The sequence below is a fragment of the Borreliella garinii genome (assembly GCF_001922545.1).
Lineage (GTDB): Bacteria > Spirochaetota > Spirochaetia > Borreliales > Borreliaceae > Borreliella > Borreliella garinii.
Genome location: NZ_CP018745.1, coordinates 41893 through 57532, shown reverse-complemented (window position 1 = coordinate 57532; position 15640 = coordinate 41893). Strand labels below are relative to the sequence as shown.

17 protein-coding genes are annotated in these 15640 nt (G+C 25.7%); 14 read left to right on the top strand and 3 right to left on the bottom strand.

The genetic code is table 11. From position 1 onward, the window contains the following. Positions 1 to 115: 115 nt before the first annotated feature. A complete protein-coding gene (thyX, locus tag BLA33_RS04610; RefSeq protein ID WP_075226619.1) occupies positions 116 to 919 on the bottom strand; it encodes an FAD-dependent thymidylate synthase in 804 nt (267 codons plus the stop codon). A 196-nt stretch (positions 920 to 1115) separates the two neighbouring features. Beyond that, positions 1116 to 1985, bottom strand: a complete 870-nt coding sequence (locus BLA33_RS04605) for an OMS28 family porin (RefSeq protein WP_075226617.1) — start codon at positions 1983 to 1985, stop codon at positions 1116 to 1118. A 429-nt stretch (positions 1986 to 2414) separates the two neighbouring features. Here BLA33_RS04605 and BLA33_RS04600 point away from each other — a divergent pair, with 429 nt between their 5' ends. From BLA33_RS04600 to BLA33_RS04550, 11 genes are all read left to right on the top strand, one after another. After that, complete coding sequence (locus BLA33_RS04600; protein ID WP_029346916.1) at positions 2415 to 2840, top strand: complement regulator-acquiring protein; 426 nt, start codon at positions 2415 to 2417, stop codon at positions 2838 to 2840. Positions 2841 to 2901: 61 nt separating this feature from the next. Further along, entirely contained in the window at positions 2902 to 2964 is a 63-nt protein-coding gene (locus tag BLA33_RS06150) for a hypothetical protein (protein ID WP_307886206.1), read from the top strand. A gap of 113 nt (positions 2965 to 3077) precedes the next feature. Continuing rightward, the gene (locus BLA33_RS04595; RefSeq protein WP_075226615.1) at positions 3078 to 3842 is read left to right on the top strand and encodes a complement regulator-acquiring protein; all 765 of its coding nucleotides are present in this window, start codon (positions 3078 to 3080) and stop codon (positions 3840 to 3842) included. Positions 3843 to 4146: 304 nt separating this feature from the next. Next, positions 4147 to 4863: a complement regulator-acquiring protein gene (locus BLA33_RS04590; protein ID WP_075226613.1), complete on the top strand. Its 717-nt coding sequence runs from the start codon at positions 4147 to 4149 to the stop codon at positions 4861 to 4863. 303 nt (positions 4864 to 5166) lie between these two features. After that, positions 5167 to 5913, top strand: coding sequence for a complement regulator-acquiring protein (locus BLA33_RS04585; RefSeq protein ID WP_075226611.1), 747 nt, complete (start codon positions 5167 to 5169; stop codon positions 5911 to 5913). Positions 5914 to 6162: 249 nt separating this feature from the next. Then, complete coding sequence (locus BLA33_RS04580; protein ID WP_029346917.1) at positions 6163 to 6870, top strand: complement regulator-acquiring protein; 708 nt, start codon at positions 6163 to 6165, stop codon at positions 6868 to 6870. A 305-nt stretch (positions 6871 to 7175) separates the two neighbouring features. Then, complete coding sequence (locus BLA33_RS04570) at positions 7176 to 7958, top strand: complement regulator-acquiring protein (RefSeq protein WP_029346919.1); 783 nt, start codon at positions 7176 to 7178, stop codon at positions 7956 to 7958. A 305-nt stretch (positions 7959 to 8263) separates the two neighbouring features. After that, the gene (locus tag BLA33_RS04565; protein ID WP_029346920.1) at positions 8264 to 9046 is read left to right on the top strand and encodes a complement regulator-acquiring protein; all 783 of its coding nucleotides are present in this window, start codon (positions 8264 to 8266) and stop codon (positions 9044 to 9046) included. A 298-nt stretch (positions 9047 to 9344) separates the two neighbouring features. Continuing rightward, the gene (locus BLA33_RS04560) at positions 9345 to 10562 is read left to right on the top strand and encodes a complement regulator-acquiring protein (RefSeq protein WP_075226609.1); all 1218 of its coding nucleotides are present in this window, start codon (positions 9345 to 9347) and stop codon (positions 10560 to 10562) included. A gap of 168 nt (positions 10563 to 10730) precedes the next feature. After that, a complete protein-coding gene (locus BLA33_RS04555; protein WP_029346710.1) occupies positions 10731 to 11564 on the top strand; it encodes a complement regulator-acquiring protein in 834 nt (277 codons plus the stop codon). 175 nt (positions 11565 to 11739) lie between these two features. Continuing rightward, positions 11740 to 12681: a complement regulator-acquiring protein gene (locus BLA33_RS04550; protein ID WP_075226608.1), complete on the top strand. Its 942-nt coding sequence runs from the start codon at positions 11740 to 11742 to the stop codon at positions 12679 to 12681. A gap of 159 nt (positions 12682 to 12840) precedes the next feature. Here BLA33_RS04550 and BLA33_RS04545 read toward each other — a convergent pair whose 3' ends face one another. Then, on the bottom strand, positions 12841 to 13044 hold the full coding sequence (locus tag BLA33_RS04545; protein WP_029346709.1) for an Lp6.6 family lipoprotein: 204 nt from the start codon (positions 13042 to 13044) through the stop codon (positions 12841 to 12843). 246 nt (positions 13045 to 13290) lie between these two features. Here BLA33_RS04545 and BLA33_RS04540 point away from each other — a divergent pair, with 246 nt between their 5' ends. From BLA33_RS04540 to BLA33_RS04530, 3 genes are all read left to right on the top strand, one after another. After that, entirely contained in the window at positions 13291 to 13914 is a 624-nt protein-coding gene (locus tag BLA33_RS04540; RefSeq protein ID WP_029346708.1) for a hypothetical protein, read from the top strand. Between the two features lie 770 nt (positions 13915 to 14684). Next, positions 14685 to 14903: a hypothetical protein gene (locus BLA33_RS05930; RefSeq protein WP_029346707.1), complete on the top strand. Its 219-nt coding sequence runs from the start codon at positions 14685 to 14687 to the stop codon at positions 14901 to 14903. A 99-nt stretch (positions 14904 to 15002) separates the two neighbouring features. Further along, positions 15003 to 15218, top strand: coding sequence for a hypothetical protein (locus tag BLA33_RS04530; RefSeq protein WP_029346706.1), 216 nt, complete (start codon positions 15003 to 15005; stop codon positions 15216 to 15218). Positions 15219 to 15640: the final 422 nt, after the last annotated feature.

The window sequence follows — 15640 nt, the reverse complement described above, 5'->3', positions numbered from 1 at the left end:
CTTAATTTATTAAGTATCTATTAGTATACTAATAGATACTTAATAAATTAAGTATCTATTAGTATACTAATAGATACTTAATAAATTAAGTAAGAAACAATACAAACGCTAAAAATCAATCAATTCCTAGCTTATCCTTCAATAGGTCTAATTTTTTAGCATCCATGCTAAGCTTATTCAAATCCAAGGCACTAACAATTGCCATTATCTCTTCATGGGAGAATCTTTTTCCTCTTAAAAAATGATTTTCAAAACTATTAAAAGAGATAGGAACAATTTTTCTTACTATACTTATTAATGCTTTAGCATATTCTCGCATTTCTTTTGGCGAATTCTCTTTAATTTCTTTTGGACTATCCAAAGCTAATCGCAATTTAATAAAATGGAAAAGATTATTTAAATCAATTTGCCAGTACCATTCAGTATATAAACTTAAGGGCAAAACTATTCTTGCAAGTTCTTTTGGAATATTAGAATTGACCATATCTTGATAAAGCTTATAAGAATGTTCTTGATGATGTTTGATTTTATCTGATAAACCTTTTTCAAAAGAATCAAACTCTCTTTTAGGTTGGTTATTTCTGAGAATTTGACACTTTGAATCTTCTTCTAAGGGAATATAAAATTCCTTTCTTGCCAAGCTATAACATCCAGAAGCTTCATTAATCCTTGCGGTTCTGTGCCTCATCCATTGCCTTGCAATAAATATTGGAGCTTTAACATGAAATGTAAAAACTACCTGCTCCAATGGACTTGTATGCCCATTTCTTATCAAATAGTCAATAAGTTCCTCATCTTTCCTTTTAACACTATCTCCTCGATAAGAAATCCTTGCAGCATCAACTATTCTCTTATCATCTCCCATAAAATCAATAAGCTTTAAAAAACCATTATCCAAAATTTTATATTCTTTGTTCAAAAATTGATCTCCTTACTTAAGGATAAATTTATTAACTTTTTCAGAATGTAAATATTATATCATAAGAATGGTCTTAATGGAGAACTTAATATTAATCTTTGAGTAAAATAGAAAGCAAAAAAGGTAGAGGCTAATATAATCAACCTCAAACCTTTTTGCTTTATCCTTTAATCATGTATAAATCTGTATAATTAAACTATCTCATATATAAAGAAATGGTTATTACTTTTGTAAGATCTCTTGCGCCTTGAGCTACTTTAACAACATTAGAAATAGCCTTTGCAACATCTTTTTTTGCTACTACTTGATCCTTATTTGATGGATTTAAACCATTAACAATATTGAGAACTTTTTGAGCCTCTTGAGCTGTTTCATCTAAAGCCCTTTCAGAAGCCATTAGAGTTTCTTTAACTTGTTCTACTTTAGCAAATTCTTCTTTTGTCAATTCCAAGTCCTTATTATTTGGAGATTTATTTGACATTATTCGCTTTTCTATTAAAAACATTGCTTCACCTGCAACAGAAACAGCTTTTTGGGTTTCTTGAACAGCCTTTTTAGACATTTCAACAACCTTATTTGCATCCTCAGCAACCATTCCTGAAAACTTTGCCACAATAGTTGCCTCTTGTGATGCAACAACAGCACCTTTAGCAACATCTGACATCAAAGACATTGAACCTACAAACTTTTTAACTACGCTTGCATCATTTGATTCTACCAACTCAAGAGACGATTCTCTAACACCCTCTAATTTGCTAGAAACATCCTCTGTTACCTTGTTAATAATATCTAGAGCTTTGCTAACCTGATCTTTTTGATCTAGGCTTTTGCCATCTTTTTGATCTAGATTTTTATTATCTTTTTGATCTAGATTTTTATTATCTTTTTGATCTAGATTTTTATTATCTTTTTGATCTGGATTTTTTTTATCTTTTTGGTCTGATTGTTCTACAACATTGGATTGAGATTGTAGAGCGCTTACATTGTTAGAATCTGCAAACACATTCAAATTTACAAGTCCAAACAATAATCCACTAATTATTAAATTCCTAAATATTTTAGTCATTGTTAATTCTCCTTATTTAAACTATTTTATTCTTAATATTTTAAAACATAACTAAATTAGAATCAATACATATTTATATTAAAACAAATAATTAACTCTTTTAATTTAAAATTTAATCTAAAATAAAGACTTTAAATAAAGATTTTAAGACTCAAATTTTACATTAAAATGGGGAGAACGGTGTTATTTCATAATAGTTAGATTTATTATTACAAAATAACACATGAAAAATATAATGCAATCATTAGCAAAAAACAAAGCTAATAACAAAATTTTTAAATTAAAAAAATATTTTAAATGGTTAACTTATTGTCTTTTATTTTAAATAAGTAAAACAAACATTGAAAATTAAATAAACTGAAATATATTTATATTAGTAATATTGAGCTTGCCAAATAACACTAATTAAATTTTTTAAAGGATTGTATCTTGGAAAGAAGCACAATTTATAAGATATTAACGCTATTTAAAATAGCCTTGCTCTCATGCTCTTTGCATTCTAAATCAAACAACGAAGAAGCAAGAACAAATGAACTACAATCAAACCTTATTGCTAAAAACTTTGGTATTAATAAAGCAGTAAATTTTAACAAATTACAACAAAGCCAACTTTCAAAAACTGAAAAGAAAAGAATAATTGAAGAATTTATTCAAAGATTAAATGAAAATGAAAATGAAAAATTAATTGAATTAATAGAATTAAATATTGAAATATCTGCTCAAAAAACAAATCAAGATATTCAAAAAAAATTTGAAAAACTAATGCAAAATAAAAATGCGTGGATAAAAATCGTAGAAGAAATTATTAACAAATATGGAAACAATACAGAAAGTTTCAGTATTGATAGAATATAGAACAATTTTAGGAGAAATAATAGGGCTTGGATACGAATAAAAATTAAACCCATATGAAAGTATGAGTATTTCAGAGACGATTGAAACATTCCTGAAAGCCTGTTGTGATAACATACACTACTAATTGGTAGTGTGTGTATTAAAGGATTAAATAAAAGGATCTAAAAATCAGAAATTTAATCTTTTAATACAAATTAAAAATAATGTTATTTGAAATATAAAAATAAGGAGAATATTTTGAAAAAAAATAAATTAAATATGATTAAGCTTAATATTACAACAATATTAAGCTTAATGTGCATCTCGTGCTCACTTATTGATCAAATTGATACAAAACTAAAAAGCCTAACCAATCCAAAAGAAAGCGAAAAAAATTTTTTAAATAAATCTCAAAATCCAAAGCCTTCAAATCAAAAATCTCTAGAAGAAGATGATGATGATGATATAATCTCAAAATTAAAAGCAATCGGCAAGAAGCTGAAAGCTCAAGAAAAAAAAGGCAATATAGAAATAGCCAAAATTGCTGCTGCAAAATTTGATTTTCTAGATACTTTTCAAGCCTCTCCCCATGATATTATTCCTAAAGATGAAAAAATAGTAATAAAAAAAATAATTTACTCATCTCTAAATTACAACACACAAAAAATAAATACATTAAAAGAAATTCTTGAAAAACTTTACCAATATATTGACCACGAAAGAGTACTCCCTTTGCTTATGTATTTCCTTCATGGCACAGCATTTTTTATTCAAAAAGAAATAGAAGGTTGTTTAGAATTAATACAAAATGGATTACACAATCTAAAACAAAATGAGTTCGAATTGCTACATGAGGCTTTAGAAAAAAGCTTAACTCTAAAACAAAAATTTGCAAAAAAATTAAACGAAACTATTGAGGCTTACAATCAAAATTTACACAACATTAAAAACGATATGGAAGAACTAGCATGGAAGATATATGGAGTTTGCGAAGAACTTGGCACTTTAAGGCCGATTAAGTGAGTAATAAAAACAAAAAAATACATTGCACTTGATATTTTTTTAAAGAGAAGTTAATTCTTCTCTTTTTTTTTGCTCACTTAATCAGAGTCCAAGCTAAAAACAATGTTTTTAGCTTTATTTAATTTTTATTAAAGTTTAAATTTAAAATTTTACAAAATCAAAAGAAAAGTCTAAAACAAAGTAGAAATTTAAACTTTCAATACAAAATTGAACTGATATTATTTGACAAACAAAACAATATAGTTATATTATTATTTTATATTAAAATTAATAAGTATTAATTTTAATTAATAAGGAGAGTATTTTGACAAAAACTAAACTAGACATAATTAAAGTTAACATTGTTGCAATAATATTAACTTTAATTTGCCTCTCATGTGCTGTTGATAAAATAGATCCAGAACCAAAAAACCAAAATTTTGAAAATGCCAAGCCTTTAAATGAAAAAAATCTAGAAACTAAAGACTCAAAATTAGAAACAACTGCTAAGAACCTGGAAAATCAAAAAAAACAAGAATATATAAAAATAGCCGAAATTGATGCTCAAGGAATTAATTTCCTAGCTACTTTTAAAGCTGATGTAAACGATATGCCTTCTCAATATGAAGAAATGCAAATCAAAAGAACAATTTACTCATCTTTAAATTACGATACACAAAAAATAAATACATTAAAAGTAATACTTAAAACACTTTACGACCAGCCTCAACACAGGGATACATCTAAACACTTCATTTATCAAATAGCAGCAAGTATTCAACACAACATAGATAGGGCTTTATGCTTAATAAAAGAAGCAATAATAAAAGATAACTTACAAACTCAAAACCAAAAAGAATCCGAATTACTAATGAACCTGGATTCTAACTTAAAGACAAGACAAAACTTTGCAAAAAAATTAAACGAAACTATTAAGGCTTACAATAAAAATTTATACAACATTAAAAACAATATGGAAGAACTAGCATGGCACATAGATGCAAATTACAAAACCCTTGATTCTTTTAAGTCTATTAATTAGTAATAAAAACAAAAAAATACATTGCACTTGATATTTTTTTAAAGAGAAGTTAATTCTTCTCTTTTTTTTTGCTCACTTAATCAGAGTCCAAGCTAAAAAACAATGTCTTTTATCTTTATCGATCTTTATTGATTTTTAAATTTAAAATATTATAAAATCAAAAGAAAAGCCTAAAACAAAGTAGAAATTAAACTTTCAATACAAAATTACACTAATATTATTTGGCATACAAAACAATATAGTTAAAATATTATTTTGTATTATATTTATTAAATATTAGTTTTATTTAATAAGGAGGATATTCTGAAAAAAACTAAACCAGATACAATTAAGCTTAATATTCTTACAACAGTATTAACTTTGATTTGCATCTCATGCGCTGTTGATAAAATTGATCCGGAATCAAAAAGCAAAACCTATTCAAAAGAAAGCGCTAAAAATTTTTTAAATAAATCTCAAAATTTAAAGCCTTCAAATCAAAAATCTCTAGAAAAAGAAGATATAATCTCAAAATTAAAAGCAATCGGTAAGAAGCTGGAAGCTCAAGAAAAAAAAGACAATACGAAAATAGCCAAAATTGCTGCTGAAAAATTTGATTTTCTAGATACTTTTAAAATTGGATCCCATGATCTTATGATCAAAGATAATCAAATGCAAATAAAAAGAATAATTTACTCATCTTTAAATTACGAAAAACAAAAAATAAATACATTAAAAGAAATTCTTGAAAAACTTAAACGAAATCCTAAAAACACAAATATACTTGGGAAATTTATGCAGCACATATCATGGTTCATTCAATATCAAATAAACGAGCATTTAAAATTAATACAAGATGAATTGTACACTCTAACCCATAAAGAAGCCAAAGATCTACTAATTAGCATAGAATCTAGCTTAGAGCTAAAGCAAAGGTTTAAAAAAACCTTAAATGAAACTATTGAGGCTTACAATAAAAATTTAAACAACATTAAATCCGATGAGGAGGCACTGGCAAACCATATGAATGAAAATTACAAAGACCATGAGTATTTAAAGCCCATTGATTAGTAAACAAAATAAAAAATACATTGCAAGCAATTATTATTTTTAAAAAGAGAAGAATTAACTTCTCTTTTTTTTACTCACTTAATTAGAGTCCAAGCTAAAAACAACAATGTTTTTAATCTTTATTTAATTTTTATTAAAGTTTAAATTTAAAATAAAACTAATATTATCTGACAAGCAAAATAATATAGTTAAAATATTATTTTGTATTATATTTATTAAATATTAGTTTTATTTTATAAGGAGGATATTTTGAAAAAAAACAAATCAGATATAATTAAGCTTAATATTCTTACAATAATATTAACTTTAATTTGCATCTCATGTGCTGCTGATAAAACCAATCCAAAAGAAAGCACTAAAAACTTAGAAGACCTTGATTCTCTAAATAAAAAGAATCAAGAACCTAAAGTCTCAAAATTAGAAAAAATTGGCAAGAAATTGGAAGCTCAAAAAGAGAAAGATAGTACAGAAATAGCTACAATTGATACTAAAGTACCTGATTTCCTGGGCCCTTTAAAAACCCAACCCTACCAACATCTTGGTAAAAATGACGAAATGAATATAAAAAGAATAATTTACTCATCTTTAAATTACGAAAAACAAAAAATAGACACATTAAAAGAAATTCTTGAAAAGCTTTTAGCAAAGCCTGAACACCAAAAGATTCTTGAAAGATTCCTTTATTCTATATCACTAATGATTCAATCCCGACTAAACAAGGGATTAGACAAAATCAAAAAGCAAGCAAACACTCTGCCTGAAGAAAACTATAATGCGCTACTAATCGACTTAGAATCTAACTTAAAACTAAAAGAAAATTTTGGAAAAGTCTTAAACAAAACTATTGAAGCTTACAATCAAGATTTAGAAAACATTAAATCCAATGAGGATCAATTAGCAAAACATATGGATGAAAATTACAAAAACCTTCATTCTTTTAAGACCGTCTATTACTAATTCAAACAAAAAAATCGTTGCAATTAATATTTTTTTTCAAGAAGAGAAGTTAATTCTTCTCTTTTTTTTTACTTACTTAATTAGAGTTCAAACTAAAAACAACAATATTTTTAATATTTATTTAATTTTTATTAAAGTTTAAATTTAAAATATTACAAAATTAAAATAAAATCCAAAAATGAAGTAAAATTAAACTTTTAATATAAAATAAAACTAATATCATTTGACATATAAAATAATATAGTTATATTATTATTTTGTAATATATTTATTAAATACTAGTTTTAATTTATAAGGAGAATATTTTGAAAAAAACTAAACTTAATATAATTAAGCTTAATATTCTTGCAACAATATTAACTTTAATTTGCATCTCATGTGCCGTTAATAAAATTGATCCGGAATCAAAAAGCAAAACCAATCCAAAAGAAAACACTAAAGATCTTGAAAATAAATCTCAAGATCTTGAACCTTCAAATACAAAGAATAAGGATCTTGAGCCTTTAAGGGAAAACTCTAAAGAAACTATAATCTCAAAATTAGAAAAAATGATTAAGGACCTGGAAGATCAAAAAGATCAAGAAGATACAGAAATAGCTAAAATTACCAATACACAAATTGATTTCTTAGAAAATTTTAAATCTGAGCCCCATGATACTATTTCTGAAGATATAGAAATGAAAATAAAAAGAATAATTTACTCATCTTTAAATTACGAAATCGAAAAAATAAAAACATTAAAAGAAATTCTTGATAAACTTTACCAAAATCATAAATACAAAACCACAGCTCGAAACTTCATCCTCAACATAGCAATAAACATTCAATTCCAACTAGAATATGATTTAGAATTAATGAAAGAAGAAATAAAAGGGGCATCAGAGATTCTAAACCAAGAAAGATACGAAATATTACTAAAACGCGTAGAACCTAGTTTAGGGTTAAAACAAAAGTTTGAAAAAATCTTAAACGAAACCATTAAAGCTTACAATCAAGATTTAAACAACATGAAAACCGATGTGAAAGCATTAGCAAAACATATGGATGAAAATTACAAAGAATTTGATCCTTTAAATCCTGGCTATTAATCCAAATTAAAAAATACGTTGCAATTAATATTTTAAAGAAGAGGGGTTAATTCTTCTCTTCTTTTTTACTTACTTAATCAGAGTCCAAACTAAAAACAATAATGTCTTTTAATGTTTATTTAATTTTTATTAAAGTTTAAATTTAAAATATTACAAAATTAAAATAAAAGCCTAAAATTAAGTATAAATTTAATATTCCAATACAAAATAAAACTAATATTATTTGACATAAATAATAATATAGTTATATTATTATTTTGTATTATATTTATTAAATATTAGTTTTATTTTATAAGGAGAATATTTTGAAAAAAACTAAACTTAATATAATTAAGCTTAATATTCTTACAACAACATTAACTTTAATTTGCATCTCATGTGCCGTTAATAAAATTGATCCGAAACCAAAAAGCAAAACCAGTCCAAAAGAAAACACTAAAGAATTTGAAAATAAATCTCAAGATCTTGAGCCTTCAAAAGAACAAAATAAGGATCTGGGACCTTTAAGGGAAAAGCATCCAGAAGCTACAGCCTCAAAATTAGAAACAACCCTTAAAATCCTGGAAGCTCAGAAAGAAAAAGAAAATACAGAAATAGCTAAAATTGCCAATACACAAATTGATTTCTTAAAAACTTTTAAAACTGATCCTCATGATTCTCTTCCTGAAGATGAAAAAATGCAAATGAAAAAAATAATTTACTCATCTTTAAATTACGAAAAACAACAAATAGAGACATTAAAAGAAATTCTTGAAAAGCTTAACAAAAATCTTCAACACAAGAAGATAGCTAAAAATTTCATTTACGACATACCAATAAGTATTCAATCACGACTAGATATAATTTCAAAAGTAATAAAAAAACCAATAAAAGATGAATTGCAAATTCTAAACCAAAAAGAAATCGAAGAACTACTAATGCGCATAGAATCTGAATTAAAGATAAAAGAAAACTTTGCAAAAAAATTAAACAAAACTATTGACGCTTACAATCAAAATTCAGAAAACATTAAAACTAATGCAGAACAACTAGCAAAACATATAAATGAAAATTACAAAGAATTTAATTCTTTAAAGCCCATCTATTAGTAATCAAAACAAAAAAATACGTTGCACTTGATATTTTTTAGAAAGAGAAGTTAATTCTTCTCTTCTTTTTTTTAAAAAAACTTCACTTTAGAGTCCAAACTAAAAACAATAAAATTCTGGGAATTCAACAACAACTGATAAGCACACCCATAAAAAGAGCAAAGGCTTTGCTCTTTTTATTTATATTTATTGATTATTTTTTAATTTGAACTAAGTTTTGATTAATTAGTAATTAATTTTAAATTTTAATTAATTTTGATTATTAAAATTCATTAAAAAGAAATCGAGGAATAATATCTTGAATATTAAATCATTAATACCTTTAAAGTGCATAGCCTTGCTTTTGTTTTCTTGCACAATTGATACTAATCTAAACAAAGATTATAAAAACAAAGTAGAAGAACTTTTAAATAGCTCAACAGATGATCAAGCAAAAATAAGTATTAACACAAGCTCAAATGCTACTAAAAATAAAACAAACACTAAAGCAGCAGGACTGAAAAAAAACACCCAACCAACAAAAAATAACAACTTGCAAGGTTTAAATCCGGCTAATCAAGCCAATCAAGTAGCAAGCTCAGCAAGCCCAGCAAGTCAAGCAAGCTCAGCAACAAATGTACAAGCTACACCGCCAAAACAAATAGCGTCTGCTCAAGCAATTCAAACTGTGCCTAATAATACAAGCACTCCTAGCCAAAGCATTATAAAACCTCAACAATATACCTTTAGTTCTAGTTTTAGTCAACCAACAAGCCAGACAAACTTTAACAACTCACAAAGCAATAATGTGCCTACCAATTATAGACACCAAACTCAGCCAAGCTTTGTTGCCCCAGTATATTCAGGTAATAGTCCATTACAAAAGCTAAAAAATAACCTTCTTAGAAGAATTGCTGAAGAAAAAAACAAAACACACAACCATGGATTTAGAGAAACTTACGATCAATTTAAAATGAAAGATTCTGCATTTACTCTATTAGATGTTATTTCAAATATTTCGGTTTTTGATCGAGGTTTCGCACCACAACTTAGCTCTAACACACCAGAAGCAGAAAATGAAAGAAATAGACTCTATGCAATGATGGATTTTGATCAAGCTAAAACTACAAAATTTGGATCAATAATGAACATCCTTTACCAGGAGGATCAAAATCACAGCTTAATCAGATCATTAATAATATCAGGGCTTGGAATACAAGTTTCTTTAGAAAATGCATTAGAAGAAATAGAGAAAAAAATTGAAAGCTTTAACACAGAGTACTTAAGAACTACAATCAATAGCTATGCCTTTACAGACAAGCTTAACGAACTTGAATCAAAACTAAATTCAATACTAACTGAAAAAAAAGAATGGTTAAATTATGCTGATGCTATTATTGCAAATACAAGCTCTAATTCAAGACGAAGTAATCCTCAATCTTTAGGACAATACATTGAAAATAGGTATTTAGATAAAATGCAAGATGCTCGCCAGTCTGCTCTTGACCTATACGTTAACATAACAGAAATCAGATAGTTTATTTAAAAAACGAAAATAAACTATTTTACAAATATTTAATAAAAAAAGAAGAGGGTATCTCTTCTTTTTTTATTGTTCAATTTCAAATTTGAACTAAATTTAAATCATTAAGTATTAATTTTAAATAATTAAAATTACTTAAAATTTTTATTAAAGGATTAAATTTTGAATAAACCAAAATTATTAATATTAATAACATTGGGGATAATAACATTTTTTTCTTGTGAACTAAACTATGAAGATACTAAGAAGAAAGTAGCAAGTTATACAGAAGTAACATATGATGAACTAATCCCTCAAAAAGACACAAAAAAACAAGAACATCAAAGATCAACAAAAGACTTAAAGATTCTAAAAAACAATAAAAGCATAACTCAAAAACTCTCTGAAATCTTAGAAAGAGAAATGGCAATAATAAAAAGAGACAAGCTTCAAACAGAAATACCTAGCCAATTTGGACTAAAAAACAATATGTTTGAACTAATTAATGTTTACAAAACAAACCCTCAAAATGGAGCAAAACTCAAAGAGAAAATGAACTCCAACCTAAGAGAGTCTCAAAGACTCAGAAGACAATTTTATTCATCACTAAGCTACAACACTACTGACATTTTTAATTTAGCAGAGATTGTAAAAAAGCTTTATCAAAACCCAAAAGCGCACGAGATAATAAAAAATATATCAGGGGGCATACGAATTCAACAAAGATTTGAAGTTACACTTGAAGATTTAGCAATTAACATGGACAGGCTAAAAGAAACTGCTTTAGAAGAAATTTATGCTTTAGTTGTTGATTTAATCGAAATAAAAAAAGAATGGTTAAATACAATAGAAACATTGATTAAAAGTTCAAACGCTACCTTAGAGCTGCAATACAATATAGAAAAGCTAAAAGATCATATCCAAAAGCTATATAAAGAGAAAATGATTTCTCTTTGCTTTAAATCAGAGCAAGCATTCATTCAATTAGAAACATTATTTAAATCTAATAATAATTAAAAAAATTTTAAAAAATAAAGCCTTTAAACCAAAAGAGAGCTTAAGCTCTCTTTTTTTTTGATTTTTTTTTGATTTTTTTTTGTACAATAACAATTTTGAATTAAAGTTATTAGTTGAGTAATTAAAATTATTAATTAATATTAATTACTTAAAATTTTTATTGAAGGATAACATTTTGAAAAAAAATAAATTAATTGCAATATTTTTACTGCATATATTAACTGGGTTAATTTTGCTTTCTTGCTCGTTAGAGGTCAACCAAGACGATAATCAAGAGAAGCAAAACAAAAAAGCAAAGACAAAAATATCTAAAAACGAAAATAACTCATCAAAGATGAAAAAATTGTCTAAAAATGCTAAAAATAAAAAAACAAAAGACAATCTGCTTGTTGCTATTAACACCGCAAGAAATCTACCAAAAGCAGCTTCAGCGGCAGCTTTAAGACAGTCTAACAATGCTAATGCTTTAAATCAAATAGTAGACCCTGAGGTTATAGAATTAATACAAAAAATATTAGAAAGATCTGAGGATATTGTTCAAATAAGCGAGATTGATTTTAACAAGGGCGAACCTGATGACCAATTTGAAATGAAAGCAGACATATTTAGTAAAATATTTTTCAATGCAGACTCAACAGTAACTTTTGACGACAACGAATATCTAAATGAAAGAAGAATTCTTTACACATCTTTAAATTTCAACGAAGACACAATTTTAAATCTTGGGAGAATTTTATCAAAACTCAGCAAAGATCCAAACTACCGAAGTTTAGTTAAAGAAACCCTTATAAACAGAGGCTTTAGCATTCAATTAGCAATAGAAGAAATCAGCTTAAAAATATTGAATGTAAGAGACAAAATACAACATCTAAACAAACCTAATTTGGAAACACTCTACTATGATTTTAATCAACTTATACAACTTAAAGAGAAATGGCTTGAAGATGTAGATGACATTATTAGGAACTACAATGCTGATCCGGAATTAAGAAATGACATTTCAAAATTAAATGCCTACATAATGGCAAAAAATTCAAGAGAGCAATTCTCAAACATTCACAATATAATTTTAAATTTAATGAATACAACTACCAATATTCTTACACCAATTCAGTAATATTGGTTTAAAATGCAAAAAGAAAGAGATTCTTACGGGTCTCTTTCTTTTTTTATGTTTAATTCTTTCAAACTAAAAACTTTTTTAAAAAAAGCTCATCAAAAAGTTTTTTTAAAAATTGCTAGTATTGCATTCTAAATTAAGTAAAAGCAAAGCTTTTTACTTTTTCATTGACTTCATAGTTTGTTTATTTGATTTCATAGTTTGTTTATTTGATTTCATAGATTTTTCTTCTGCTGGCATTGGAGCTGTAACCTTTGAATCCTCATTCATAGTGCTTTCCATGTCATCTGAAATTTTTGTGGTTTCACAAGCAACAAAGAATATTGCGCTTAAAAACACAGAGTACATCAATTTTGTCATTATTTAATTCTCCTTTTTTAGAATTTATACCATATTAAAACATAATTTTAAAATAATCAATATTAAAATATTTTTTATTTAAATAAATAATATTTTAAAATAATTTATAAACTATTGATAAAATCTGTATAAAATGATATTTTATATAAATAAATTGGACTGAGGAATAATTATATAGTTATATGTATACAACTTTGAGTGTCTTTAAAAAGAATTTAAACAATTTTAATATTATGAGAGCTAAATATGCCTGCATTTAAAACTGATTTCACTTACAAAAGCGAACATATAAAGCCTTTAAACCCTATTCTTTGTGCACAATTTTATATTAGAACTTACAACATAGATTCAAATGCAACAATTGAAATAAAATCAGAAACACAATATTTAGACCAATACGATCAAATTACACTCACAAAAGGTAAACTAAAATCAATAAGCATATTAGCTCACAAAAAGAGTATGGATACGAAAGGTTTAAGCAATCTGCTTAAATTAAAAAATCATGAAGATTTTATTTATTTTTATGACAATAATTACATAAGATGTTGTTTGAATTTCGAAGATAAACAAAAAAGAGAAATCAATTTAATGCCCTTGTTTCATTACCACAGTTTATTGAGCATAAATAAAGCAATCTTAAACCAAAATAAATCCGGTGATTTGCAATTTGGAAGCTCATTTTATGTATCAACCAATTATAGCTGGAAATATTTAAGCTTTACCAAATTTCAAAAAAGCCTAAATAAAGTTAAGCTTATTTATTCCCCTTATTCTAATAAAAAATATTACATTAAAGTAAGTCAAAACATTTACAATACGCTTAAAATATTAACCAATGCTTCAAAATTAAAAGAATTCATTAAATAGTTTTAATCAATAAAATAATTTATTAAACACTTCCCACACACGTTTCAAAGAGGCTCTCAACTGCGAGTCCTCTTTGTATAAATTTAAATAATCACTTAAAATCAATCTTTAAAAATATGAGCTATACTTAAGAATAGTTAAATACTGCTTCAAAGCTTTAGCTTATTAATCAATAAAAATTGATACTACTTTTAACTACCTCCAAAGAAGTTCTTTTATTAAATTGGGAACTTCTTTTTGCACAAATAAACAGTATGTTATTTTTTAATATTTTTAATTTAATAAAATTTAAAATACATTATTAATTATTAATAGTGTATAATAAATACATAAAGGATATGAGCAATAAATGGGTAAAAAGGTTATTTTAATATTGCTGTAAATTTTAATCTTATCCTGCAATCTATTAGATCAAGATCAAAAAACTAAAGTCTCAAAAACTAAAACTTCAAAAAATCAAGATCAAAAGCCCGCAGCAAAAATAATTCCTGTAGTATCAATTCAAAAAGTAGAAATAAGAAAATCAAATCAAAACCCAACAAGCATTGAAAATTACTACAAACAAGCTTATCCAATTCAAACATTCTCTGTTGACTTTAGCATCAATAGAGAAAATGAATTTCAACAAGCAGAAGATAAAATCTTTTATCAAAAGGGTAAAGTAGAGTCTTTAAGCATTTTAATAAAGAAAGAATTATTAGACTCAAACATAAATTCAAAATCAGACTCAAAAAAATTAACTTTCAAAAAACTTAAAGAAATTCAAAATATTGAGAATTTTTTCCAAAATCAAGATGATTTCAAATAAAAAATACAAAGATTACCATTCAATAGATTACAATAAAGTATCTATTAGCGAAAATTATATAGAATTAGACTTATTGCCTCATAATCAAGTCTTTAAAATGAGCAAAAATTTTACTAAAATCTTAAAAATACTAACAGACGTAAATAGTCTAAAATTAGTAATTCAAGAAGAATATATCTAAAAATTAGATTAAGCTTTAAAATAATATATTTTTAATTGATAAATATAATTTTATAATATATAATTAAGCTTAAATTGCTTAGGTTAAAGGAATGATTAAATGGTTAAAAAAATAATACTTATTTCGTTTTTAGTATTTATGATGTCTTGTAGCGCCATTGGCCGTGGAGTTTTAATAGATTCTCTTCTTGACAATGTGGTTAAAGAATTGCATCAAGAGAAAAAAGATGAAAATAAACAAGATTCATGCTCAAAACCCGCAATTGAAGAAAATGCTGATAACGATTTAGAAGAAGATGAAGAAGAGATTGAATAAAACAATCAAATCATTGCAAAATTTTAAAAACATTTTATTAGGTTAATATTTAAAACTTCAGGCTTACATTTAAATATATTAATATATTCAAAGGAACATCGAATATCACCCGATGTTCTCCTTTATTAATAAATCTGAAAAATTTATAGTATGCTATACACTTAGTACAAAGCAAATCCTTTGAATCAATATTAAAAGAGAAGAATGGTGCTGAGAATTTTATAAAAATAACTTTAAACAGCACCACTACTTCGACGCCAAATTTAAAATAAACCAAAGGTAAAACACTAAAAATTTATTTCATTTCTACAAATTAGTAAGAATAATATAATTTATAATACCCCCCTTAAATCCCCTTAACGGGGGATTTTTTATATTTTAAAATTAAAATCCAAATAAAAATCGAGTAAAATGTAGTATAA